Genomic DNA, 23,943 nt, shown 5'->3' with positions numbered 1-23,943 from the left:
CAATGGTTAAACATTTTTTTATTGAAAGGAGTATGAAAACCCTCAAAATGCACAGTCTAATGCCAAAGGTATCCATACAGTCTTTAATCTGCATCCGGTACCTATTTCATGAAGGAGTGTGTATTCCCATGTATAAGCTACTGACCGCTTCGGTGGCCTTGCTCATTAGCTTCCATTGTCTTCCCATCCTGCCCCACCATGTCGCGCATGGAAAAGCAGCCCCGTCCCAGAACAGTCCATCCATGCTGCCAGTGACCGATGGAGATGCTTATCGCTCAAGTCATCATGCCTTTGCAGCACCCGTTATCCTGCTCGACGTAGGCCATGGGGGTATTGACGGTGGTACGTCAGCCCAAGGTGTGCTGGAAAAAGATATCAACCTGGCCATTAGCCAAAAGGTCTATCTCCTGCTTCGCAGCAAAGGTTATGCCGTTATCATCAATCGACTTGGTGATTATGCACTTAGTGATGAGAACCGCTGGCTGAACAGCCGCTCCCGTCATACCAGAGATCTTGCCCAACGTAAAAGCCTTAGCGAAGAAGTAAGTACAGATATCGTGGTCAGCATTCATGCGAACTGGAGTCCCCGATCGACAGCACACGGCCCGGTGGTACTGCACCAGAAAGAAGGCAGGAGTTATTTGCTGGCCCAATCCATTCAGGATGCCATGAACAAGTTGTACGAAACGGAGCACGGGGTTGTATGGGGCAAGCCCTTTTATATATTGAATTACGTGAAGCAACCTGCCGTCATCGTCGAAACCGGATTTTTGAGCAATGCGGCAGATCGAGCCAGAATGAATGACCCCGCTGAGCAAAAACGAATCGCCCAGTCCATTGCCAATGGCATTATTTATTATCTGTCGGTAGTGTAGGAGCAGACTGCCATTGCCACACATCTCGAACCAGATCACCGATCCCTACAAATTGAACCTGATTTTGCAAACGGGAGACGGATTCACGAATTACTGCGGATGTATTCATCCCCGAATGACCGACATGACCAATGACAACACAGATATCCTTGTCGATCGCACGCTGAGCAGCCAGATCCAGTTGCTTGCGAATGTGTTGCTTGGAGTTTTGATCATCCAGGAAAATGTCATTACCTACAGGTGGCATGTTTTTGGATATGGCCAGTTCCCCCACCACAGAGCGAAAGTTCGTACGGCTGTCTACAAAAAAGAGGCCCCGCTCCTTGCATACATCGAGCACAATGGACATGATGCGTTTGTCCGAAGTAATTTTGGAACCCATATGATTGTTCATGCCAATGGCGTGTGGCACATCATCAATCGCTTTCTCCACGCGTGAGCGGACTTCTTCATCTGTTAGATTGGATGTGATTGCACCCGGGCCCAGCCATTCAGGTCTTCCTTTCTTGGGTTCCATGGGCATGTGCACAATCACATCCATCCCCTTTTCATGTGCAGCCGTCGCATCTTTCTTCGTTGTTGGTAAAAAAGGCATGACCGCTACCGTTAGTTTAACTGGCATCGCCAGGATCTCTGCCGTACCCTTCATGTCATTACCAACATCATCGATGATAATCGCTAACCGTTTGTGATTTGATGTGGACTCTGAAGCTGCCGCTGTAGGCCCTCCTGCCGATATGCCTGCGTAAATCACAATCAATAATGCCATGATACCTGCAATGAATCGATAAATCTTTCTCTGTACCTTCATCATGATTCCCTCCCCGTAACTTCTGTGATCTCATTGTTTGATAATGAAGGGAGGATTATGTAAGCCAAAGCCTTCCTTAATGATCATATCCCCGCCATTGAAGACCTCTATCTCAAGTGAAGATCTCCATCATTCCCGTTTTCTCCTTAGCATTCAGACAAGAACTGTCATCGAACAGTTAGAAAATAGAGATTAATTAGAAAAAATACTGTAATTTGTCAGGTTTTCAGTTAAGGAATTATTTAGTAGAATCAACAAATGAAAGAGGTTCTATGCTTCATTTCTATTCTATGATTTATGGAAGGAGGTTTTGAAAGGGTTTACATAAAATAAATGCCAGACAATCCGCTATTCTTGTTTGTTATTCCTGGTTGCGGTTTCTCTATGTAACTTACTATTATCGAGGAGGATGAAAGTAGTGAAATTCAAACTAAAAAAGACGATTAATGTTCTTTTGGCCTGTTTAACAGCCCTGCCTTTGATGTTAACCCCGACAAATGTGTCAGCAGCCAGCGATGCCAACATTAATTTGTCCTCGGAAAAACAGCTGATCAAGGGCTTTGGGGGCATTAACCTTCCTGCCTGGATTGGTGATCTGACTCCCGCTCAACGTGAAACTGCTTTTGGTAATGACCAGAATCAATTAGGCTTCTCAATTCTCAGAATCTACGTTGATCCAGATTCCAATAACTGGTATCGTGAAGTTGCCACAGCCAAACGGGCTATCGAAAAGGGTGCTATTGTATTTGCATCCCCATGGAATCCTCCAAGCAGCATGGTTGAAACATTCAACCGCAATGGGGACACAAATGCCAAACGTCTGAAATACGACAAATATACCGCATATGCGCAACATCTGAACGACTTTGTAACCTACATGAAAAATAACGGCGTAGATCTGTATGCCATTTCTGTGCAAAACGAACCGGATTATGCTCATGACTGGACTTGGTGGACTCCACAAGAGATCCTTCGATTCATGAAAGAAAATGCCGGGTCCATCCAAGGTACCAAAGTCATGGCGCCTGAATCCTTCCAGTACTTAAAGAACATATCCGACCCAATCCTGAATGATCCGCAGGCACTTGCCAACATGGACATTCTGGGAGCACATACGTATGGAACCCAAATTTCAAATTTTGCCTACCCTCTCTTTAAGCAAAAAGGAGCCGGTAAAGAACTGTGGATGACTGAAGTGTATGTTCCAAACAGTGACAACAACTCAGCAGACCGCTGGCCTGAAGCATTAGACGTTTCCTATCACATGCACAATGCCATGGTAGAAGGTGATTTCCAGGCCTACGTGTGGTGGTACATCCGCAGACAGTATGGTCCGATGAAAGAGGACGGTACCATAAGCAAACGCGGGTATAATATGGCTCATTTCTCTAAATTCGTGCGTCCAGGCTACCTGCGAGTCGATGCAACGAAAAATCCGGATACAAACACATTTGTCTCAGCCTATAAAGGTGATAACAAAGTCGTCGTCGTGGCAATTAACCGTGGAACTTCAGCCACAAGCCAAAAATTCGTTCTGCAGAATGGTAATGCCTCTACTGTGTCCTCATGGATTACGGACAGCAGTCGAAACCTGGCAAGCGGAACCTCGCTTAACGTATCCAATGGAGCCTTCACGGCACAGCTCCCGCCTCAGAGCGTAACAACGTTTGTTGCCAACGTTACTGGCGGAAATAGCGGCGGGAATACAGGCAGTGGCACTACGTATGAAGCCGAGACCGGAACGTCACTTACGGAAGCTGCCATTGAAACAATCTACACCGGTTACACTGGGTCCGGGTATGTTAACTTCAATGCGATGACTGGTTCGGCCATTCAATGGAACGGCATTAATAACACGACAACAGGTACCAAAAACGTAAAGTTTCGTTATGCGCTGGAAAGCGGCACTCGGAACCTCGACATTTTTGTGAACGGAACCAAAGTCATTAGCAACGAGCCCTTTCCGGCTACGGGAAGCTGGTCCACTTGGGTTGAAAAAACAATACAGGTTCCCATGAACACGGGGACCAATACATTGAAAGTGGTTACCACCGGATCGGAAGGACCGAATATTGACAGCGTTAATGTTACCGCAGCACAATAAACGTTCCGTATGGCTGATGGAAGACATTTACTGTACGTGCAGCTAAGCACTAACCTCTTGAATACTCATCACTAAAGTTAGTGTTATATCAAAAAATGCAAAAAAAGACTCCTTAAGCGTTAGCTTAAGGAGTCTTTTTTTTAGATGCGGTCGAGAGGACTCGAACCTCCACGGGGGTTAGCCCACACGGACCTGAACCGTGCGCGTCTGCCAATTCCGCCACGACCGCATATTGTATCTCCGTCATCGATATCGGCGACAAGAAATAATATATCATGCGTAATCTATCATGTCAACACTGAAAATAATAACAATAAAGCCCGAATCAGACGTCCATGTCGATTCGGGCTTTACCTTTAACTGCTGCTAATAGTTTGGTTCATTAATACGGAAGCATACTACAAATTACAGCTTGGAAGGCCAGTTGCCATACCATGCATAACCGCCTCTTCTTTCTTTATCAATATCACTTAATTTGTATTTTACTACCCCGTCACGACCAATAAAGATTGGTTTATCCGTTCCGATCTCATAGAAGCGTGCCCAAATTGGTGCAGCTTTGGAATCAGCGATAATTTTACTATCTCCATTAGCTCTTTCATACTTGTAACCCGTAATTTTCACTTTGTTAAACCAAGCCTCCGCTCCTTTAATGGATGCGGTAATTTTAGCGTTAGCAGGTCTGGTTTTTAGAAATTTAACAATCGTTACACTCTCTCCAGCTGTCAGCGATGGCACTTCGTAGATTCTTGCGCTCGCTGGTTTAAGAGAGCTGGAATCATGTTGTTGTCCCCATGCTGTCAGCTTACCACCTGAAACGACCTGTGTATTCAGAATCGCCTCAACACCTTTGGCAACTGAATTTTTACTGCGGTTAGCAAGTGTGCTGTCGATAAATGAGAAATCACCTTTGCGTGCTGCTACTTCATCCAGCATGATCATTACATTAATCATGGCATCATCATTGTAAGTGATGTGCTTGTGGTATCCGGAGCTTTGGTAAACTTGTGGCCACCCGCCGTTTGAATACTGCATGTTGATCAAAAAGTTAATTCCTTTGATTGCAGCTGTGGAGTAACGCGGATCATTCGTCTTTTTAAATTCCTTCGCCAATCTTCTAATTTCTGAGTATGTAGCCTTGTTGTCTATCGTGGACTTTGCCCACTCTCCACTTGTCTGTTTATAATCTTTTCTCCAACCTCCATCCGGTAGCTGGTTCTTCAAAATATCAGAAATACTCGCTGTAGTACCCGACGCATCTGCAGCAGATACCGTCCCTAAAGGGAGAACTGCCATTCCAACTACTGAGAACACCATCGTACATGCCAGGACAAAAGTAATTATTTTCTTCGCTTTCAAATGTAACACTCTCCTATGTTCGTTTTTATAAATCTTCCACTTCTACTTTACCTATGATATACGCCCCAAACCTCCTTTATTTGTATTTATCGCATAATAAAATCAATTTTAATCCAATATGTGGATTGGATAATCAGATAATATGCAAAAAAACGATTTTTGTCAATATATGCAACTTAATGAATATAATCTCTCTAATTCTACATAACGGGATAGTTCTTTTAACTCATGACAAACCTATTTATTTATCCAAATTCGTATTAAACGAACCAATAATGACGTTTTTGTCATGAATGATACCCAAACTTGATCCCTTCTTTCATATAAAAACCTTAATTCCGCTAACATTGAGGTATTACGAAGGGTTTTAAATGGGTTTGACAATTACGCATTTATGCAATATAGTTTCAAATAGTTACAAAAACTTAATTATTCATTGCCGAGTTTCATGTTTGAAAACGGGGGAACCAATTTGGGTGAATTATTCTTATACATAGGAAATATAGGGAACCTTCTACCGAACCCTTAGCTAACTCCGTAGGCATCGAAGGGAGAACATTGATTTTGAAAAAACTGATTATCTCCATTTTTGGAGCAGCTGTATTATTTACATCCGGGGCAACAAGCACAGAGGCAAGCAGTATCAACTCCGTAGTGAACAACATGACAGGTATTCCTTACAAATGGGGTGGCACAACTGTAGCCGGCTTCGACTGTTCTGGTTTTATGAGATATCTTTTCAACAAATACAGCATTGAATTGCCACGTACTTCGCAGCAGCAAGCCAAAGCAGGTACTCCCGTATCCAAGAGCAATGTTCGGACAGGTGATCTCGTGTTCTTTAATACAACAGGCAAAGGCATTTCACATACAGGTGTATATATCGGCGGCGGACAATTCGCTCATGCCTCCAGCAGTAAAGGTGTAAGCATCACGAAGTTATCGAATCCATACTTCAATGATCGTTATGTAACAGCACGTCGGGTAACTGGACAGTTTATGTATGATAAAATGTTAGGTAAAATGTGATTCACATACAAAAAGGCATCGGTTATTAACCGGATGCCTTTTTTGCACTTAAAAATGTATGTTGCATTGCTTACTAATGCAGCGCCTTCTGCACTCGCATCGCACCCTGAGACAGGGCATGTCCTCCACCAACAGCTCCAGCCACGGCTACGGTCTCCATAATCTCCTGATCTGTTGCGCCCTTAGCACGGGCTTCTTCTACATGGTAGAAGGTACATACCTCATTGTTGGCGAATAATCCAATGCCAAGCGCAATTAGCTGTTTTGTCTTCGCATCAATCACACCAGGTTGGAAACATTCTCCAGTAAACTCATGATACGACTTCACCACACCTGGCAGTACATCGCTTAATGCTCCAATCTGATCCTTGTAGGCATGAACTTTATCATTCATCAATGTCATGGCTTGTAGCACACCCTCTCGGCTATAGTTACAGATCTTCCTCACTGTACCTATCTTCTCTCCCCAGTGAGCCAATTATGCCAAGAAATCATGGTAATTCCAAACATTTAACGCTCATGGCCACTGCCATAATTATCAGCTGTTACTCACTAAGTGGACTCTGGCGCGGCTCGCTGAACAGCTGATAGCTGTAACCTCGGTCCAGCTTAACGACACGTCGATTCTGACGACGGATAAGTACCTGCTCGCCATCCCAGGCAACCACAATCCCCTTCACGTCGTTCGATTCCAGCTCGTCCCGTACGACTCTAACTTTCTCACCTGACAGACGCAGGGCGTCCAATTCTGTATCACTAATCATCTTCATGGCTCCTATATTTCAAATTTATTTACAAAAAGAGACCTAAATGAAAAGTCATTTAGGTCTCACGTGACTGTATTGGACTGTCATGTCATTCGAAATTATGTCCCGACTGAAAGTTACCGCTGCGCGTGCTCTTTGCTGTCGTTCTTCTCGAACCAAAAATCAAGCACTTTGGCGGACATCACACGTTCTTCAAGGTACTCCACTTGATGCGGTGTAAATTGTTCTTTCCAAGAGAAGGACAACTCTTCGCACAAGCCTACAATCGTCAGTAATTCTGACCAGGCAACATAGCGTTTGTACCAGAAAAATTGAGGATGTTCAATCATATAGGGATAAAGGTCATCGAATTCCGTATGTTTACAATCCAGGGCACGTTCAAAATGAACTTTCGATTCCGCCAGCTTATCATTAAAAAATTGTTCTGTTGCCGGTTGGTTCCCCATGGTGTTGCCTCCTCTCCCTAACATAACCCCATTATAAATGAAATCGGCGGTCATGCAAAGGCATAGTTCAAAAAATAGGCCCTATTCCTTTAAAATGTCACATTTCGTTATCGTCAAATTGTACTGTTCCATCGTTCAGGGAACGAATGCGTACCAAGGCTTCCACCGGAATACCCTGTTCACGAATCGTGCGTGCCCCTGCCTGGAAACTTTTCTCGACCACAACGCCGAATCCGACGAGTTCCGCACCGGAACGCTCGATAATTTTGATGACGCCACGAGCGGCATCTCCATTGGCAATAATATCATCAATGAACAAAATGCGGTCATTCTCATGAATGAACTCGCGAGATACCATAATGTCAGTTACAATTCCTTTGGTAAAGGACGGTACACGTTCACAGTAAGCATCAGGATCAGCCAGAAGTGTTTTTTTGCGACGGGCGAATACAAGTGGCACCCCCAGTTCATAGGCTACGGCAAACGCAACCGGAATCCCTGAGGATTCTACCGTGATTACCCGAGTTACTCCACTTTCACGAAAACGGGCAGCGAACTCACGTCCCATCTCCATCGTTAATGCAGGATCAATCTGGTGGTTCAACAGACCATCCAGCTTTAATACTTGATCCGAGATAACCACACCTTCTTGTAAAATTCGTTGTTTCAATAATTCCATGATTTGACCTCCCAAGCCTATCCTATGAGGTAAAAGTATCATATATCTATCTATAAGTTCAAGCGAAATTGCCTTGACGCTGTCCTTGGGACGCATTTCAAGCCAAAGCTCATTATCGATTGTCATGACTTTCGTGGGTCAAGCATACCTTGTACCATGGTACCCGCATGTCCAAACTATACAGGGGCCTGAGAGGGGAAACACATGAAACAGGCATTTCGGGTGCTGCAGATCGCATTTACATACATTGGAACGGTTGTTGGAGCCGGCTTCGCTACAGGGCAGGAAATTTTGCAGTTTTTTACCCAGTATGGCAAATGGGCCACCATCACCATAGGCTTATCCACCATGCTCTTTGTCTGGTTAGGTACCAAAATGATGCTGATCGCTCACGATACCGGGTCCCGCTCTTATGAGGATCTGAACAAACATTTATTCGGCCATAAGGCGGGCAAATGGATCACCTGGGTGACCCTTCTCATTCTCATTGGCGTGAACAGTGTCATGCTTGCCGGAGCAGGCTCCGTTTTTGTCGAGCATCTGGGTTTGCATTATCAGACAGGTCTGATCGTCACACTTGTAGGGACATATCTGCTTCTCGGTCGGGGCATTCAAGCCATCCTACAAATGAATAGCATCGTTGTGCCCATGATGCTCCTGTTATCTCTGCTCATGATCACCAGTACGATCCATCATCCAGGTGCTTCCCGATTCATCACACTGACGACAGACTCAAACCCTATTCAAGTGTGGCTGTCTCCACTATTGTATACTTCATTCAATCTGGTGTTGGCTCAAGCTGTTCTTGTGCCTGTAGGTAACCAGATTCGTAGTCGGAATGTGCTGAAGTGGGGTGGAGTATTGGGTGGAATTGGCGTTGGTTTCATGCTGATGGCAGCTCATTTTGCCATGTCAGCTCAGATGCCCGGCATCATCCAATTCGAAATCCCGATGGGCAGCATTGCCTTTCAACTTGGATGGGCAGTGCAATCTGTATATGTATCCCTTATTTTCATGGAAATATTCACTACCTTTGTAGCCGATATCTATGGAATGACCTTGCAACTGAGACAACATATACGTGTCCATCCCCGTTTCATTACATTAACCATTATGCTATTGTGTTACTCACTCAGCCAGTTTGGATTCAGTTCCCTGCTGTCCATCCTTTACCCCATCTTTGGAACTATGGCATTAATCTGGGCTGCCAAATTGGTACTGAACCGCTGGGGCACCTTTCGTAAACGCAACAATATATAAATCTCACGGTCCATGTATTTCATGAATATGAGCATCCGTTTGCCTTCTAACCACAATTCACCGCGGGTACTCTTTCCTTAAACATGACAAAAGGCCGCTGTTTATCACAGCGGCTCGCACTTTTTGCTCTACGTTTTAGGCTTGGCTAGGAAACTGAAGATACATCTTTTTCAGCTCATTGACTGATCTGCCGAGCGAGTAATGTGTTTTGGCTTTTTCACACGCTGAACGGGCAAGTTCATAACGATAAGCCGGGTCCAGCATCACCTTTTCAAGCGCTTCAGCTAATGCAGAAGGATCTTCTGCCGGTACAAGCAACCCATTACTACCGTTCTCGATCTGTTCCGGTATACCACCTACATCCGTACCCACAAGGGCAAGACAACTCAGCGCCGCTTCAGCAAAGACGGAACCAAATGCTTCTGCCCGTGAAGGAAGTACAAAAATATCAAAGAATGGCATGAATTCCTCAGGGTGCAGTGTGTAACCATAGAAGATGGTCTCATTATAGATCCCCAGTCGCTGCGCCAATTCTTCCAGGTCAGGACGAATCGGTCCATCTCCAATAATATGTAACACATAATCATGACCTCGACCCTTCAGTTCCGCACAAGCTTTGAAAAGAATATCCAACCCTTTTGCCGGAACAAGCCGACATACTGTGACCAGCTGTGGTATCGCATTATCATGAGGGATCGGCTTAAAGCGCTTCTCATCAAATCCATTGGGAATCACACCGATGACATCAGGTTCCTTCACGTAGGGAGCCAGATAACGGCGGAACGAATCCGACACCGTCAAAAGGCGCTCTGCCTGGTGTTCCAGCTCACCATATATCGCAAGCAGGAATCGATGCTCCGGTCCATCCGTTTCAATGCGTCCATTAAGGATTAATTCTCGTTCATAACTGGAGTGAATCGTCTGAATGAGGGGTGTATCCGGGAAAACTGTTTTCATCGCAAGTCCTGCAATTGGGTGGTGGGCATGGATCAGATCATAGGGCTTCTGAATACGCAGTTTGGTCCACCAAAGATAATCACGATATGTTTGAATATATTTTTGGACAACAGGACTATCCTGATATTCAGTCCAGTCAAACGTTTCGAACTGAACTTCCTCTCTGCCCTTATTGCGAATTCGCTTTGGCAACGAGAACAGATCCATTTCCCACCTCGGGGTTGTAAATCTCTCTTGCATATACGGAATCATAGAGGATACACCTCCGGGCTGCTCCGGAGGAAAGAAAAGCGCCTGCAGCAATTTCACCTTTAGTTTCCCCCTTTCTAACTTACGTACTGCTCTACTATCCATTATGACATAGGGAAGCCGGAACATCTATATTACGATAACTCGTATATACAACATATTCATGAAACGTTCCCCTCAGAAGCAAAAGCTTTAATTCAGCAGTCCATCGCTTGCGGTTGTCGTCAACATATTCATAGGATAGTCAGAATTCTCAGCTCAGTGGCTCCACGGGCTTCTCATATGTACTGTAACCATCGGTCACTCCCAAAAAAGTATACCCGTTCCGCGCGTAAAAGGCGTTCAACGTAGCATTGCTCGCTCCGCAATCTAACCGAAGATTATGTTTGCCTTCAAAATGTATGCCGCTGCTGGACCATTGCAAAATGGACCGTCCTAAACCGCTCTGAGCATATTTTCTTCGAATCGCTAGCCGATGCAGATAAATTGCGCCATCCTCGGCATGAGCTTTTGAACCCCAAAGATGAATATCCCAAGGACTTGGCTGAACCAAAAGGATGACCATCCCCGCTACATCCGCTCCTTTTTTGAATACAAACACATCCCCACGGCGAATCGCCCCTGCCGTATCATGTGAATCTTCACCTTTAAGCAAAGCGTTCCATTGGGAAGAACCTTGGCTCTGTAACCATTCGGCTGTCTCCACCAGCAGCGACATCACATCCTCCGTATCTTCCGGCTTCGCCTGAACCGCTTGAAAACCATCGTTAATATATTCGCTACTGATCCTGAATGAGTGCATCATTGTTCTCCTCCGCTTCCTGATCTCTTTTAAACTAATGGTACTATACCGGGAAATAGATTTTTCGTCAAAATGAGAACAAAAAAAGGTAAAAGGCGGTTGCCCTTTACCCATCTATTCTGGCTTCATCAATAATCTGATTTCGATACAACATCGTCAGGTGCAAGGTGTCAAACTCCATTTCCTTGTCCAACTCCTGCATCAACACTTCGACTAGGCTCTTTCGCTGAATGCTGGTACCAGGAACCTCGTAATCAATGTATCCCGTCAGATCGGAATGAGAAGTGTCTATAGTTGCTGTTCCCACAGGCAATCCACCTCGTTCCTGAAGAAACAGCTCATATACCCGGAACTCCCGATCCTTACGCTTTAGCATGACATAACATGTTTCTTCAGCAGCTTCAAGCTCATCCAGATCCGATTCATCGGTATCCTCAAATTCCTCGGAGAAATCGCGATGTACCCACTCTAACGTTTCGAGTTCGTTGCCCTGATGCCACATGCGGATCGTAATCGTATCGATGATATCTTCATCCAGCTCTCTGACCAGCAACTCTGCCGCAGCTTCCAATTGATTCTCTTCCGGCTCGTCATACCAGTGTATTTCACCTTGTACATCAGCGCCATATTGTTTTAAGGAAGCTTCTGCAAGTTCCTGCCCTTCGACATCATTGAATATATACGTCGATATGCTGCGTCCTGCGCTTACCATTTCCATCTCCAGAACCTGATCCCGATCTTCATATGTAAACGATTCGGCTTGTGAAACAGGGATTACCTTACTTCCACTGCTACCTATATCGTCATAGCTGCCTTCGTCATGATTCATCTCTTCAGAAGGCCACATTGTCTCTGACTCAGGCATATGCAGAACCGTATGTAATGAGCCACAACTAACCAGCACTTCATAATACGCAGCTTCCAACGCATCTGCAAGAGATCGGACATAGGCATGCACTTTTTCCACGATAAATTCCTCTGTATCATCTGGCAGAGACTCCTGCTCGATCTGAAGACTACCAGATAAACGATCTCCTTCTCTGTACACAAGGAAAAGTGATCCTGCATATTGACCATTGACCATCACGTCCTGTACTTCTCCACCTGATGTCCGCAGGTCTGCAACCAATTCCACATCATATTTCATCACGTGTCCTCCTCCATTCCTAACGTTATTCTCTTAGGATGCCCCGAGGACGGTAGATTATGAGGAAAGCGTGCATTTTAAGTATAGGATGTAGGGTTAGACTGATAACACATATTTTTGGATTGCGTGTGCCACACCCTGCTCGTTATTGGAGAGTGTAACCTCGTCCGCAGCAGCTTTCACCTCGTCCGGTGAGTTATCCATGGCAATGCCTTTTCCCGCAAAAGTCAGCATCGTAATATCATTGAAGTAGTTACCAATCGCCATAATCTCCGAAGGCATGATTCCTTTCGATTCGGCAAGCCTTTTAAGCGCAGCGCCTTTGGACGCTTCGGGATGCATCAGATCAATAAAAAAGTCACCACTCCGTGTCATATAATAAGGCAGATTCCAAGTAGACCATTCCTGAAGTACTGCATCCATCTGTTCAATCGGACCAAATGCAGTGAACTTCGCCAGCGGTTCTGTCATGTCAACCCACTTGGGTAATTTCAGTGGCTCGGCCATAAAGTTGTAATACATCTCACGCACCTGCAACCCCAAACCTTCCGGTTGATCCACATACAGACCAAATGCCGTATTGATGTCAAAATGTACTCCATTGGTTCGACAGTAGGATATGATCGGCTCCAGTCCTTGTCCATCTAATGCAAAATGATGAACTACCTCACGGGTATCGACTTGCGCGGTAACGGCGCCGTTATGCGTAATCACATATCCATCCAGTCCCATCTGCTCCATAAAAGGAATCGTGTTGGCAGGACCTCTACCTGAACACAGGACAATCTCTGCTCCCTGACGGGAAGCTTGGATCAAGGTCTCCTGAGTCCATTCGGTAAGTTCATGATGATCATTCAGCAATGTTCCATCTACATCAAGTGCAATTAATTTATAAGTCATCTGGCTTCATCCTCATCTGTTAGTAGTCGTACCCACCCAAACCCTCCCTTCCGAGGGAGGGCCCCAGAGGGCTCTGCCCTCTGGACTCCCGTCTTGCTCACCGGTGTTAGGTCGGGTCTTGCTATGTCACGGTTGTCGTCGGAACGCTTGTTGCCGGGCACACCGCTGGTCAGCGGCGGTCCCACCCAAGCTTAACCGGGACCATTACAGGCAGGGCTTCGCTCTCTGCCCGGCTCCCTGCTTCACTTCGTGAAGATCGGGAGCTTTTTCCGCCTTCGGCGTTTAGTATCGGGGCTTCGCTTCCCTCCACGACTCCCTGCTCCGCTTCGCGAAGGTCGGGAGCTTTTACTTCCGCAGAAGGCTCAACTCATCTGCGGTTAGTTCACGATAGCTTCCGATCGCAAGATCGGAAGCTAGTTCCAGCTCACCCATGGCTACGCGTTTCAGATAGACCACACGCTTGCCTACCGCCTGAAACATACGTTTCACTTGGTGAAACTTCCCTTCGTGAATAATAAGCGAGATCGACGAGACCGTGCCTTCTTCCGTTTCTTCCTGACCAAGTATAGTCAGTTCGGCCGGCAGCGTCTCGTACCCGTCATCCAATTGAATGCCCGCATTGAAACGTTGCACATCCGCTTCATCCACGTTTCCCAGAACACGGGCTTCATAGGTTTTGGGCACATGCTTGCGTGGAGATAACAGATCATGGGCAAGTGGACCGTCATTCGTAAGAATGAGCAGTCCCTCCGTATCCTTATCCAGTCGTCCCACAGGAAAAGGATTGAACACCCGATCCTCTTTGCGCAGCAGATCCAGTACCGTCTTATCTCTGTTATCCTCGGTAGCAGACACAACACCCGGAGGTTTATGCAGCATCAGATAGATCATCTCCCGATACACAATCCGCTCCCCATCAGCTTCAATGACGTTGACCTCGGGATTCACCTGTACACCACTGTCTTTCACCGCTTTGCCGTCCACATGGATTCTGCCTTGTTTCACCATCTTTTTGAGTTCACTTCGTGTTCCCACACCCATATGGCTTAATATTTTGTCCAGACGCAACGTTTGTTTGCCTTTTCCACTCATACCGATGTCCACCTCCAGCCTGCCGGATATTCATTCTTCAGTACACCATCAAGCCATTTTCCCCAGCCAGCGGCATAACCATCTACACATACAAGAACGTACCCTTTGGCAAACGTATCCGCCTTGAGCACCACTCGTTCTTCTTCAATATTTAACGTTTCGCCCTTGAGGTATCTCACGGCTTCGCCATCAGCGGATGACAGATTTACGCTTCGCCGTGCTTCAGATGCATTCAGAGCACACGCAAGCGGATGGGACGGAACAAATCGTCCATTCTTGATCGTTCCCATAAACCAGCCTGGACGAATGACTTTCAGTCCCTCCAATCGAGCTGCACCAACCGATGATTGATACACCCGATCTCCATAACATACCGTCTCTCCAGTTAACTCAATCTCCAATTGTTCTTTCATAAACTGACTGTAGATCGCAACCGGATCAATACTTGCCGAATCAGCTCCGCGTCCATGACCCCGTTCCGATTTACGACCACCGTGATCTTTACCTTTTTTGCCCTGTTTACCCGAATTCTTGCCGCCAGCCTGTTTGCCATGGGACTCTCGGGATTCGATTCGCAATAAACGTTCCTTTTTACGATCAGCCTTGGTCATAGCAATTGAAGAAGCAGCAATAGAGTGATCCTTGTTCCCCTCTGCTTCAATCCTGGACACATCCACGACCTGTCCATACTCCATTGCTCCTTCTTTAACTACTCCAGGTTGATCTGTTTCTAATTCTTGCCCTGCACAATGCTGCAACACAGCGACATAATGTCCCTCTCCTTCCAAAAGGTGAGGCCACAATCTTGCGGTGCCACGCGTTTGATCCAGTACAGCTTCCGTCTCTTCTGCCTTCTCCGGCATCATCTGACGTACCCATTCCGGACGTCCTGGAGCGAATCCTTTTTCTTCAGGAATGTCCCTGACAACGAAATCATGGTTTACATTCAGAAACTCCGCAATCATTGCTTCGTTTTCCTCCGGCGCAAAGGTACATGTCGAGTACACGATGGTTCCTCCCGGGGCCAGCAACCGTGCCGCAGTCTCCAAGATATCCCGCTGCATGAGCACACATTTTTCCACCGAATGATGTTCCCACGATTTCACCATGTCTTCATCCTTGCGGAACATGCCTTCACCTGAGCAAGGCGCATCAATTAATACTTTGTCAAAATAATGAGGAAATGCATTTGCGATCCGCTCTGGCGACTCATTCAAAACAACCGCGTTACGCACCCCGTACAATTCCACGTTCTTGGCCAGCGCTTTGGTGCGTTCAGCATGGATATCGTTCGTGACAAGTACACCCTTGCCTTGCAGCTTTGCAGCAATCTGTGTCGTTTTTCCTCCCGGAGCAGCACATAGATCTAGCACGCGATCTCCAGGCTCCACCTGCAATAATTCAACTGGAGCCATTGCACTTGGTTCCTGTATATAATACAAGCCTGCATGATAATAAGGGTGCAGCCCCGGTTTAACACCATGAGGTACATAGAATCCTGTCTCACACCACGGAATAGGTCTTAGATCAAACGGAGCAATCTCAACGAATTGTTCCATCGATATTTTTAGCGTATTCACTCTCAGTCCCGCATGAGGAGACTGTTCATAAGATTTCATAAATTGTTCAAACTCATCACCCAGCAAACTTTTCATTCGCTCAGCAAATATCAAAGGTAACTTTACACCCATATTCCCACTCATCCTGTCTTGGTAAGATTGCAATATCGTTTTATTTTATCATATCCAAGCTTTGCTTTCCTATCATATCGTATCTATTCCACTACAGCGTGTAATGTAGTATAATGGCAAGTAGATTGATTCCTGAGCAAAAATTCGGGTGTTTATGCATATTATCCCAACCTTTATTTTTGCCCAAACTATATTTCGATATGATCGATGGGGGATGTCCAATGAAATCCAAGAAGAAAAAGAAAAGTGCTGCGATCCTTATTTTCCTGGGTATTTTAATCATTATGATTGCAGCACTGGTTGTCGTAGACCAGCAATCCAAGAAACAGATGGATTCAGTGGAAAATGCTTATGGCATCGCTGCTTCCAAGCTTAATCCAGCTACACGGGAGCTACTTAGTGATCCCAACTATCAACAAATTATTGTACCCACTGATCTCAAAGCCAAAATCGATAACAAAGACAGCTTTTTTGTTTATTTCTTTGCTTCCGATTGCTCGCACTGCCGTGCCACAACACCTCAGTTGATGCCACTGGTTGACAGTGAAGGTATTGAGCTTCCACAGTTCAATCTGCGTGAATTCGAAGCAGGATGGACCGATTACAATATCGAGTTCACGCCTACACTCGTCTATTATGAGGCTGGTGTCGAGAAAGACCGTATGGTTGGCGGACTGCAAGAGAATGGTAGTGACCAGGGCTACACGCTGGATGATTACAAACAATTTTTCCAAAAATATAAAGGCAGTGCCGCTCCTTCGGCAAGCTAACTGCTAGATCCGTTCCCAAAAGTATCTACAATCAGGCACTTGTATCACCAGAAACTGTTCTGTTGAAGGACAGGCTATGCCACCTGCAATCATCTGAATATGACGCAACATTCAAAAACACCCCGATCTTTCCCTTTACAGGAATCGTCGGGGTGTTTCATATACATGGAACTTCATATCCATGGGATGCTCATTTGAATGTTAGCATGATTACGGTTCAACTTTTACTCTGATCCATCGCCTTCATCTTCTCTTCGTATATTCGCCCTCTGGTAGGACTCCGGCGTTGCGGAATATTTGGTTTTAGCTCAAGCGATCTTCTAGATATCTCTTGTTCTAAGACCTCATCAACAATTCGTATGGACAAATCCCTGTAAGTTACAGACTGAACATCTGATTGGGACAGTTGCTTCACGATTTCCTGTACATCCCGTACCAAAGCCCCTAGGTCAATGCCCAGAATCGTAGCAGGATAAGGTTCCAGAAGATCAAGTGAGCTCTGTAACATCATCGTTCCTCCGCGGAGATTGCCATTCCTGAAGTGGTATAAACCAACTGCAATTTGCAACAACCCTTTATAGAGAGAATCCCGGTTACGTTCCAGCCACAATTCTTCCAACACCTCATGACACTCGAAATAATCCTGATCCCGATTGAAGTAGATTAAGTAGTCAACGTACAGTGGCTCATAGATGCTCATCCGGGTTTTCGCCCTTTCTGGCGTTGTTCAGAAGTTTCTTCACGTCATCCAGCAAGTCTTTGAGCCCTTCCATATCATGCCGTTCCCAGTAATCGTTAAATCGCTTCTGTGCTTCAATTGCTTCACTGACAAGGTGGTAGAAGTATAATTGATGAATGATATTCAATGTTCTTGACACGATATTGGAATCATCCTCAAATGCCTTCTGCGCCTCCAAAATCTGTAGACGAATCGCAGACATCTCGTTGTCCAGTATAAACGCGGCCTCAGCCGTTTTTTTCAGCCTGGTTCTCATCTCATCAGGTAACCCTTCGCGAAACTTGTAACTCAGCGAATGTTCAATGGTAGCCCAGAAATTCATGGCAAGTGTCCGGATCTGTATCTCGGCCAAAACTTTCTTTTGTCCCAGAGCCGTCTGAACGGGATACTCAATAATCATATGGAAGCTTCGGTAGCCGCTCTCTTTGAAATTCGTAATGTAATCTTTCTCAATGAGTACCGTGAGATCCTTACGGCCTCGAATATACTCGGCAACCCGACGGATATCATCCACGAACTGGCACATAATGCGGATACCTGCAATATCCTCAATGCCTGTTTCCACGTCATCAAGCGACACATTCAGTCGTCTGGATTTCTCCAGAATACTGGATATTTTTTTGACACGACCGGTAACGAATTCAATCGGGGCATACTCTTCCCGTTTCTTCAGTTCCGCTCGCATTGTCTTAAACTTGACTTTCAATTCCTCTACCGCTTGTTCATAAGGAAGTAAAAATGTACCCCAGTCTCTACCGTCCATGCTTATGCCTCCTGTCTCTATAGCGTCCCCTGTTCTATTCCATTATACATGATGTTTGGTGGGGGGAAGAGTCCCGAACCATTTTACGCTCTTCCCATGCTTCTATATTTTCATTCCGGGGATTCACATTCCTTCTTAACGATGCTCCGCACCAACCGCTTCGGAGATATGACGATAACCGTCCTTGCGCAGTAACTCACGCAGTCCGGCATGAATACGCCGATTCACCTCAGGTCCTTCGTAGATCAATGCTGTATATATTTCGACCAGACTTGCTCCGGCTTTAATTTTCTCGTAAGCATCCTCACTTGTGAAAATGCCACCTGAACCGATAATCGGAAGTTTGCCTTCGGTCTGGCGATAGATCTGGCGAATAATCTCCGTCGAACGATCACGTAGAGGTTTACCGCTCAGACCGCCTGTTTCCTTCGCATGTTGGTGGGAAAGTCCTGTACGACTGATGGTTGTGTTCGTTGCAATAATACCAGCAACACCGCTGTCTGCAATTGTGCGAACCATATATTCAAGTTCCTGATCATTCACATCCGGTGCAATTTTCACCAGAACGGATTTGGTCGCTCCGCCCGCTCGTGCATGCTGCACGTTCATCTCGTTCATAACCGTAGCGAGCAGTTCCTTCAATTCATTCCCATGTTGCAGATTACGCAAATCCGGTGTATTTGGTGAACTGATATTAACCACGAATAGATCAGCATAATTGTATAGTGCCTGAATGCACTTCGAATAGTCCAGGTGAGCTTCCTCATTAGAAGTTGCCTTATTTTTGCCGATGTTAACAGCCACTGGAATACGCCGATCCTGTAGACGTGCCAATTCACCTGCCATGGCTTCCGCACCAAGATTGTTGAAGCCCATTCGGTTCACCAACGCCTCATCTGGAGGCAAACGGAACAGCCGTGGTTGATCGTTACCAGGTTGTGCAAGTGGTGTCACGGTTCCCACTTCCATGAATCCAAATCCGATGGAAGAAAAGCCCGTTACGGCCTGCCCGTTTTTGTCCAGACCCGCAGCCAGACCAACAGGTGTAGGGAAATGACACCCAAACATGTCAACAGCCAGATCAGACGTTTCACGAACGCCGTACATCACACGCAGTCCGGAAGGAACCGGACGGATGCTACCCACGCCACTAAGGCCGCCAATAATCAGATGATGGGCCTGTTCAGGGTCCATTTTGAACAACAAAGGTTTAGCAAGACTTCTGTATAACAAATCACTCACTCCGTTCTGGTCCGGTACGACAAAAAGCCGTTGTCCGTCTTTTCATATGTAAAAAAACACTCTACTCACAAGTTTATCTGTTTCTTATTAAAAAGGAAAGTAGTTTGCGCATAGACAGCACAAATCGAATAATACAAAATGCTCACAAGAAATCCACCCGCCCACTGGAAATGACGAGTTGAATTCTTTACAATGAGAGCATGGTTACTCTACACCAGTTCTATTCCAAATAAGGAGGAATAACTCATGGCTCCCAAACGTAAACCACCTGCATTACAGCAAAAGAAAGAAGAAGTGAATCGCAAAGCCATTGCATGGACAGCAGCCAGTGTAGGCGGCCTGATCATCATCATTGGTGCTCTTATCATTATTGCCAACATGTAGATGATTCAGGCTGAATCCATCTGATTCTACATATCAAGCAGATCAATTCAGCCAGTGATACGTTTTGTTCGGATTATTTTGCTTTGGAACAAGTGTATGCTGATAACGCTGCTTTGCTTCTGGAACAACCGTCAGATCTGGTAGTACATCTTCTCCAATGCGTACCGGAGTGCCTTGCGGAGCAAGAGCGAATAACTCTTCTACATCTCCTGTACGCATTCTCACACATCCAAGGGACTCATCCAGTCCGATACTGTTTGGCTCGTTGGTCCCATGGATGGCATAATTTGTATTCGAGAGTTGCATACCTCTGCTTCCGAACTCCCCGTTCGAGCGTCCATTCGGATTGACCACTTTATCTGTAATGACAAATGACCCCTCCGGTGTTCGATCACCGCCAAGTCCCACATCATACATACGAACAATGGTATCCCCACTGATTAATGCAAGTTTATGTTTATCCTTATCAATGACAATCTCCAGCGGTTCCTGCAAAAAAGGCTGACCTCCCAGCGTATCTGCAAAAGCGGCATTTTTGCCTTGAGACGAATTCGAAGTCGTTGAACCATTCTCTTTACCACTCGAATCGTTCTTTCCTTCCTGTGCCTTTCCTTGATGCAAAGCTAGCAGCTTCGGAAACATCTCGCTCATCCCTGACGCAGTCTCTCCCAGAATATTGTTCGGAAATGGCTGAGCCATTTGTGTTACACTCTTGGGCCAAGCATCATTTTTTTTGCGATAGGCAACGATTGCACTTGATAATGATGCAGCTGCTTCCTGCTTGGCGGTCCACGCCAAGGCCATCTTTTTGATTTTCGGTGTAATTTCAGGAGGTTCACAGTTACATTGCTTGGCATCATAACTCTGTGCAGTTAATTTCCCGCTTGTATTGGTTTGTACTATGTATTTCACAGGCATATTTCGTTTCCATAAAGACCAGTCATCCGAGGTTTGCATGCCCAGTACAGCAGAGGTCTCTACTTTTGGGCCAGACCCGGACCAGGCAGCTGCGAGCGCAGCCTCGCCATGATTACCTCCACCAAATGCCGCAGCAGTGAACACATTGCTTGGCGCAATGGATGCAGTTCCAACCTGTTTATCCGCTTCTACAGGCGCTTCGATGTCATCTGTGGATTCCAGTGCTGCTGACAGTGCGTCGGCCGCTTCCCGACTGAAACCCGGAGCGTCCGCAGGTGGCAGACCTGCCAGCACAAGCAGCATGAGCAACGTAAGCCACATTTTGCGTCTACGTTGTTTTTTCTCCTTTTGCTCAGACATCTCCACCAGTTTCTCCTGATAGTCTACCCAGATGTCAGCAGGAGCTTTACTGCGTTCAAATGCCTCATAAACCTCGCCCGCTTGCTGAAAGCAATAGTTGGCTTTAGCCTCCTGTCCTTCGCCCAAATACTCCTTTCCGAGCAAGTACCAAGCCATTTTATTGTCGGGATGTTTCTTGACATATGTTCTTAGATGAGTATTTTGCATCCGATCCTCCACTATTTCGCCTTTTTCCGTATATCATTATATATCGGCATAACCAGGCGTTGAATCCATAGGACTTGAGTACCCGGTGGAAAAAAGGGGGGGCGACAATGTTCGTCCTTGATCCATAGTCAGATATCACAGTTAAATGAATGCAAAAAAGCACCTTCCTTTGTCGTTAAGACAAAAGAAAGTGCTCTATGTTCATGTGAGAAATACTTAGCCTTCTTTATTGAAAGGCTCGTCCGCTACTTTGATTGAATCTGTAGGGCAGCCATCGCATGCATCCTGCATATCGTCAAACAAGTCGTCTGGAATAGCTTTGACACCATGGTTAGCATCGCCGTCAAAGATAACTTCAGCCAAACCTTCATCATCATAATCGTAGATGTCTGGAGCTGTTGCTCCACAAGCGCCACATGCGATACATGTGTCTTTTTCAACCCAAGTATATTTACTCATTTACATTCTCTCCTCCTAAAATTCAAAACGTACAGTGTTTTTATCTAGAAACATATTAATACAAAGTAAGGATAATTACAAACATTTTGCAACCACAAGTCTCTATTATCCCTTATTTAATCAAGACTTTGCAAGTTATCTTTTTGCAGGGAAGTACCGCGCACTTTATGATTACGAAGCAGCACGGAAGGATCGTCTCCAAGCATGCCTGCGGTCACAACAGCATTCTCACCAAATTTATCACGTAACTGATCCATAATCCGAATCAGATTGTCCTTCTTGGGCTTCTGCTCATATTCGAACAAGTCCATCTGTACAGCGGATTCTTCTCTTGGAATCAGGTTTTGAAGTGTCACACCCAGCATGCGTACAGGTTTGCCACTACCCCAATGCTTCTCAAATAGTTTACAGGCCTCACGGTAAATGACCGTTGCATCCTCCGTAGGAACTTCCATTAGACGTGATCGGGTGATTGTCTTCATATCCGGTGTCCGGATTGTTATCTGAATACCCTGGCTGAACATTTCGTGCTTGCGCAACCTTCTGGCTACCTGGTCACTTATATTGAGGAACACCCGATGAATCTCATTCATATCCGATACATCCGCCGGTAAAGTGGTTGTATGCCCAATGGATTTATTGGCCTCCCGTTCCGCGTGAACTGCGGAATGGTTAATGCCATTCGCGGAATTTTTGAGCCATGCTCCATTAACTCCAAATAGTTCGGTCAACATGTTCTCATCCGACTTGGCCAATTGACCAATCGTTTCAATGCCCAGTTTTTTTAACTTTTCAGCCGTTTTTTTGCCAATGCCAAACATCTCGTTGCATGGTCTGTGCCAAAGAATCCGGGGTACGTCTCTCATGCGTAAAATGGAGATACCGTTCGGTTTTTTCAGATCCGAAGCCATTTTCGCCAGTAATTTGTTGGGCGCAATGCCTATGGAACATGGCAGCCCCAATTCATCCTTGATTCTCCGCTGAATGCTCTCCGCAATCTCCATTGGATTCCCGAATTGCCTTGAACCTGTAATATCAAGATAACATTCATCAATGGATGTCGCCTCAAGTTGAGGCGTATAGCTATACGCAATCTGCATGAAGGCTCTTGAATATTGACGATATAAATGAAAATCAGGACGTATCACAATGAGATCAGGGCACTTTTTCATGGCTTGGTGCACAACCATACCTGTTGAGATGCCTCGATTACGAGCGGCATATGAGCAGGTTACAATTACACCCTTTCGCAGTTCACTGCTGCCCGCAACGGCCGTTGCTTTTCCTCTATATAAATCTGGTTCCTCGGCTTCATGTACAGAGCAGTAAAAAGCATTCATATCGACATGCAGAATTACCCGTCCGGCTGCAGGGTAATATTGATCCACATTTGCTGGAGGATTGCCGCCTGAAGACATCATGAACCCCCGCCCTTTCTTGCACACTAATTAATGAAACGAATTTCTTTCTTCTATAGTATATCAAACCCGTTATGTTAATTCAGTCATGAGCATTTATTTTCTGCGAGATCTGATCAGTGACCGAATAATTAACCAGCCTACACTCACAAAAAGTATCAATGTGATCAGAGCAATAATCGTATTTTCCCATACAAAAGTCAAAATTAACCCTCCTTTTCTTCCATATATTCCAATTAAAACTCAATAATAGATTATAACATACATCCGGATTATGATTAACATCCTTCTTTTTTCTCTAAAATCCGTTAATTGTTACATGAAACTGCGATTTCTATGTAGCATTTGGCTATAATGGTGCTATAATAATTAATTATACAAATTGACGACTTTAGGACAAATCAGCGCATTGAGTTTAACACAGTGTAGCGTTGCCGAATCGAAGGATTCGTCCACTAACGTACTTAACAGCTTTTCCTAACTTAAAATCCAAACTTTTAAAAGAGCGCTTTATC

Annotated in this window: 24 protein-coding genes, 1 tRNA gene and 1 riboswitch; of the genes, 6 read left to right on the top strand and 19 right to left on the bottom strand. The window is 45.5% G+C overall.

The genetic code is table 11. The features are described 5' to 3' along the window. Positions 1-128: 128 nt before the first annotated feature. The gene (locus tag MKY01_RS10690; RefSeq protein WP_036609607.1) at positions 129-875 is read left to right on the top strand and encodes an N-acetylmuramoyl-L-alanine amidase; all 747 of its coding nucleotides are present in this window, start codon (positions 129-131) and stop codon (positions 873-875) included. On the opposite strand, the gene MKY01_RS10685 is transcribed toward MKY01_RS10690, so the two are convergent. Beyond that, positions 850-1,689, bottom strand: a complete 840-nt coding sequence (locus tag MKY01_RS10685; RefSeq protein WP_282321994.1) for a divergent polysaccharide deacetylase family protein — start codon at positions 1,687-1,689, stop codon at positions 850-852. The two genes, MKY01_RS10690 and MKY01_RS10685, sit on opposite strands and share 26 nt — an antisense overlap. Before the next feature lie 415 nt (positions 1,690-2,104). Between MKY01_RS10685 and MKY01_RS10680 the strand changes: the two genes are divergently transcribed. Then, positions 2,105-3,790 (top strand): carbohydrate-binding protein, encoded by a 1,686-nt coding sequence (locus tag MKY01_RS10680; RefSeq protein ID WP_127543925.1) that lies wholly within the window; start codon positions 2,105-2,107, stop codon positions 3,788-3,790. Positions 3,791-3,935: 145 nt separating this feature from the next. Here MKY01_RS10680 and MKY01_RS10675 read toward each other — a convergent pair. After that, positions 3,936-4,019 (bottom strand) — tRNA-Leu (locus MKY01_RS10675). Positions 4,020-4,195: 176 nt separating this feature from the next. Beyond that, complete coding sequence (gene pelA, locus MKY01_RS10670) at positions 4,196-5,158, bottom strand: pectate lyase (protein ID WP_282321995.1); 963 nt, start codon at positions 5,156-5,158, stop codon at positions 4,196-4,198. A gap of 418 nt (positions 5,159-5,576) precedes the next feature. Further along, positions 5,577-5,708: riboswitch (cyclic di-AMP (ydaO/yuaA leader) on the top strand. 5 nt (positions 5,709-5,713) lie between these two features. Here pelA and MKY01_RS10665 point away from each other — a divergent pair. Continuing rightward, complete coding sequence (locus MKY01_RS10665; RefSeq protein ID WP_036609611.1) at positions 5,714-6,178, top strand: C40 family peptidase; 465 nt, start codon at positions 5,714-5,716, stop codon at positions 6,176-6,178. 73 nt (positions 6,179-6,251) lie between these two features. Here the strand turns inward: MKY01_RS10665 and MKY01_RS10660 are convergent, their stop codons facing one another. The 4 genes from MKY01_RS10660 to MKY01_RS10645 form a co-directional block, all read right to left on the bottom strand. Next, positions 6,252-6,581: a carboxymuconolactone decarboxylase family protein gene (locus MKY01_RS10660; RefSeq protein WP_017689352.1), complete on the bottom strand. Its 330-nt coding sequence runs from the start codon at positions 6,579-6,581 to the stop codon at positions 6,252-6,254. Positions 6,582-6,723: 142 nt separating this feature from the next. Next, positions 6,724-6,942 (bottom strand): hypothetical protein, encoded by a 219-nt coding sequence (locus tag MKY01_RS10655; protein WP_036609613.1) that lies wholly within the window; start codon positions 6,940-6,942, stop codon positions 6,724-6,726. 119 nt (positions 6,943-7,061) lie between these two features. After that, entirely contained in the window at positions 7,062-7,391 is a 330-nt protein-coding gene (locus tag MKY01_RS10650) for a hypothetical protein (protein ID WP_036609615.1), read from the bottom strand. Between the two features lie 97 nt (positions 7,392-7,488). Then, complete coding sequence (locus tag MKY01_RS10645; protein WP_339286395.1) at positions 7,489-8,070, bottom strand: xanthine phosphoribosyltransferase; 582 nt, start codon at positions 8,068-8,070, stop codon at positions 7,489-7,491. Between the two features lie 204 nt (positions 8,071-8,274). Here MKY01_RS10645 and MKY01_RS10640 point away from each other — a divergent pair, with 204 nt between their 5' ends. After that, the gene (locus MKY01_RS10640; RefSeq protein ID WP_036609619.1) at positions 8,275-9,330 is read left to right on the top strand and encodes a membrane protein; all 1,056 of its coding nucleotides are present in this window, start codon (positions 8,275-8,277) and stop codon (positions 9,328-9,330) included. Positions 9,331-9,465: 135 nt separating this feature from the next. Here the strand turns inward: MKY01_RS10640 and MKY01_RS10635 are convergent, their stop codons facing one another. The 6 genes from MKY01_RS10635 to MKY01_RS10610 all read right to left on the bottom strand — a co-directional run bounded on the left by MKY01_RS10635 (position 9,466) and on the right by MKY01_RS10610 (position 16,168). Further along, entirely contained in the window at positions 9,466-10,596 is a 1,131-nt protein-coding gene (locus MKY01_RS10635) for a glycosyltransferase family 4 protein (protein WP_036609621.1), read from the bottom strand. A 193-nt stretch (positions 10,597-10,789) separates the two neighbouring features. Then, positions 10,790-11,338, bottom strand: a complete 549-nt coding sequence (locus MKY01_RS10630; protein ID WP_076318433.1) for a GNAT family N-acetyltransferase — start codon at positions 11,336-11,338, stop codon at positions 10,790-10,792. Positions 11,339-11,444: 106 nt separating this feature from the next. Next, positions 11,445-12,485: a hypothetical protein gene (locus MKY01_RS10625; protein ID WP_339286394.1), complete on the bottom strand. Its 1,041-nt coding sequence runs from the start codon at positions 12,483-12,485 to the stop codon at positions 11,445-11,447. Between the two features lie 96 nt (positions 12,486-12,581). Then, positions 12,582-13,385: a Cof-type HAD-IIB family hydrolase gene (locus tag MKY01_RS10620; protein WP_036670159.1), complete on the bottom strand. Its 804-nt coding sequence runs from the start codon at positions 13,383-13,385 to the stop codon at positions 12,582-12,584. 345 nt (positions 13,386-13,730) lie between these two features. Then, positions 13,731-14,477 (bottom strand): pseudouridine synthase, encoded by a 747-nt coding sequence (locus tag MKY01_RS10615; RefSeq protein ID WP_282321997.1) that lies wholly within the window; start codon positions 14,475-14,477, stop codon positions 13,731-13,733. After that, the gene (locus MKY01_RS10610; protein ID WP_282321998.1) at positions 14,474-16,168 is read right to left on the bottom strand and encodes an RsmB/NOP family class I SAM-dependent RNA methyltransferase; all 1,695 of its coding nucleotides are present in this window, start codon (positions 16,166-16,168) and stop codon (positions 14,474-14,476) included. The genes MKY01_RS10615 and MKY01_RS10610 overlap by 4 nt, the downstream gene beginning before the upstream one ends. Before the next feature lie 221 nt (positions 16,169-16,389). On the opposite strand from MKY01_RS10610, the gene MKY01_RS10605 reads away from it, so the two are divergent. Next, complete coding sequence (locus tag MKY01_RS10605) at positions 16,390-16,938, top strand: thioredoxin family protein (protein WP_047842389.1); 549 nt, start codon at positions 16,390-16,392, stop codon at positions 16,936-16,938. Positions 16,939-17,155: 217 nt separating this feature from the next. Here the strand turns inward: MKY01_RS10605 and MKY01_RS10600 are convergent, their stop codons facing one another. From MKY01_RS10600 to MKY01_RS10590, 3 genes are all read right to left on the bottom strand, one after another. Next, on the bottom strand, positions 17,156-17,638 hold the full coding sequence (locus tag MKY01_RS10600; RefSeq protein ID WP_074094460.1) for a DUF309 domain-containing protein: 483 nt from the start codon (positions 17,636-17,638) through the stop codon (positions 17,156-17,158). Beyond that, positions 17,625-18,440: a GTP pyrophosphokinase family protein gene (locus MKY01_RS10595; RefSeq protein ID WP_036609636.1), complete on the bottom strand. Its 816-nt coding sequence runs from the start codon at positions 18,438-18,440 to the stop codon at positions 17,625-17,627. The genes MKY01_RS10600 and MKY01_RS10595 overlap by 14 nt, the downstream gene beginning before the upstream one ends. A gap of 135 nt (positions 18,441-18,575) precedes the next feature. Further along, entirely contained in the window at positions 18,576-19,673 is a 1,098-nt protein-coding gene (locus MKY01_RS10590; protein WP_339286393.1) for a quinone-dependent dihydroorotate dehydrogenase, read from the bottom strand. Positions 19,674-19,928: 255 nt separating this feature from the next. Here MKY01_RS10590 and MKY01_RS10585 point away from each other — a divergent pair, with 255 nt between their 5' ends. Beyond that, the gene (locus MKY01_RS10585) at positions 19,929-20,066 is read left to right on the top strand and encodes a hypothetical protein (protein ID WP_017689367.1); all 138 of its coding nucleotides are present in this window, start codon (positions 19,929-19,931) and stop codon (positions 20,064-20,066) included. Between the two features lie 42 nt (positions 20,067-20,108). Here MKY01_RS10585 and MKY01_RS10580 read toward each other — a convergent pair whose 3' ends face one another. The 3 genes from MKY01_RS10580 to MKY01_RS10570 form a co-directional block, all read right to left on the bottom strand. Continuing rightward, a complete protein-coding gene (locus MKY01_RS10580) occupies positions 20,109-21,551 on the bottom strand; it encodes a L,D-transpeptidase (RefSeq protein WP_282321999.1) in 1,443 nt (480 codons plus the stop codon). Positions 21,552-21,767: 216 nt separating this feature from the next. Next, entirely contained in the window at positions 21,768-22,010 is a 243-nt protein-coding gene (locus MKY01_RS10575; RefSeq protein ID WP_017689369.1) for a ferredoxin, read from the bottom strand. A gap of 116 nt (positions 22,011-22,126) precedes the next feature. After that, complete coding sequence (locus MKY01_RS10570; RefSeq protein WP_076249898.1) at positions 22,127-23,428, bottom strand: DNA polymerase IV; 1,302 nt, start codon at positions 23,426-23,428, stop codon at positions 22,127-22,129. Positions 23,429-23,943 lie beyond the last annotated feature (515 nt).

This window comes from Paenibacillus sp. FSL R5-0486 (assembly GCF_037975155.1).
Classification (GTDB): Bacteria; Bacillota; Bacilli; order Paenibacillales; family Paenibacillaceae; genus Paenibacillus; species Paenibacillus amylolyticus.
This window is presented reverse-complemented; position numbering and strand designations above follow the sequence as displayed.

Coding starts and splice junctions, on each gene's coding strand:
- MKY01_RS10575 (WP_017689369.1), bottom strand. CDS start 22,010: ATGAGTAAATATACTTGGGTTGAAAAAGACACATGTATCGCATGTGGC.
- MKY01_RS10600 (WP_074094460.1), bottom strand. CDS start 17,638: ATGAGCATCTATGAGCCACTGTACGTTGACTACTTAATCTACTTCAAT.
- MKY01_RS10580 (WP_282321999.1), bottom strand. CDS start 21,551: ATGCAAAATACTCATCTAAGAACATATGTCAAGAAACATCCCGACAAT.
- MKY01_RS10650 (WP_036609615.1), bottom strand. CDS start 7,391: ATGGGGAACCAACCGGCAACAGAACAATTTTTTAATGATAAGCTGGCG.
- MKY01_RS10595 (WP_036609636.1), bottom strand. CDS start 18,440: ATGGACGGTAGAGACTGGGGTACATTTTTACTTCCTTATGAACAAGCG.
- MKY01_RS10640 (WP_036609619.1), top strand. CDS start 8,275: ATGAAACAGGCATTTCGGGTGCTGCAGATCGCATTTACATACATTGGA.
- MKY01_RS10610 (WP_282321998.1), bottom strand. CDS start 16,168: ATGGGTGTAAAGTTACCTTTGATATTTGCTGAGCGAATGAAAAGTTTG.
- MKY01_RS10625 (WP_339286394.1), bottom strand. CDS start 12,485: ATGAAATATGATGTGGAATTGGTTGCAGACCTGCGGACATCAGGTGGA.
- MKY01_RS10605 (WP_047842389.1), top strand. CDS start 16,390: ATGAAATCCAAGAAGAAAAAGAAAAGTGCTGCGATCCTTATTTTCCTG.
- MKY01_RS10620 (WP_036670159.1), bottom strand. CDS start 13,385: ATGACTTATAAATTAATTGCACTTGATGTAGATGGAACATTGCTGAAT.
- MKY01_RS10645 (WP_339286395.1), bottom strand. CDS start 8,070: ATGGAATTATTGAAACAACGAATTTTACAAGAAGGTGTGGTTATCTCG.
- MKY01_RS10570 (WP_076249898.1), bottom strand. CDS start 23,428: ATGTCTTCAGGCGGCAATCCTCCAGCAAATGTGGATCAATATTACCCT.
- MKY01_RS10660 (WP_017689352.1), bottom strand. CDS start 6,581: ATGACATTGATGAATGATAAAGTTCATGCCTACAAGGATCAGATTGGA.
- MKY01_RS10630 (WP_076318433.1), bottom strand. CDS start 11,338: ATGCACTCATTCAGGATCAGTAGCGAATATATTAACGATGGTTTTCAA.
- MKY01_RS10655 (WP_036609613.1), bottom strand. CDS start 6,942: ATGATTAGTGATACAGAATTGGACGCCCTGCGTCTGTCAGGTGAGAAA.
- MKY01_RS10585 (WP_017689367.1), top strand. CDS start 19,929: ATGGCTCCCAAACGTAAACCACCTGCATTACAGCAAAAGAAAGAAGAA.
- MKY01_RS10615 (WP_282321997.1), bottom strand. CDS start 14,477: ATGAGTGGAAAAGGCAAACAAACGTTGCGTCTGGACAAAATATTAAGC.
- MKY01_RS10685 (WP_282321994.1), bottom strand. CDS start 1,689: ATGATGAAGGTACAGAGAAAGATTTATCGATTCATTGCAGGTATCATG.
- MKY01_RS10690 (WP_036609607.1), top strand. CDS start 129: ATGTATAAGCTACTGACCGCTTCGGTGGCCTTGCTCATTAGCTTCCAT.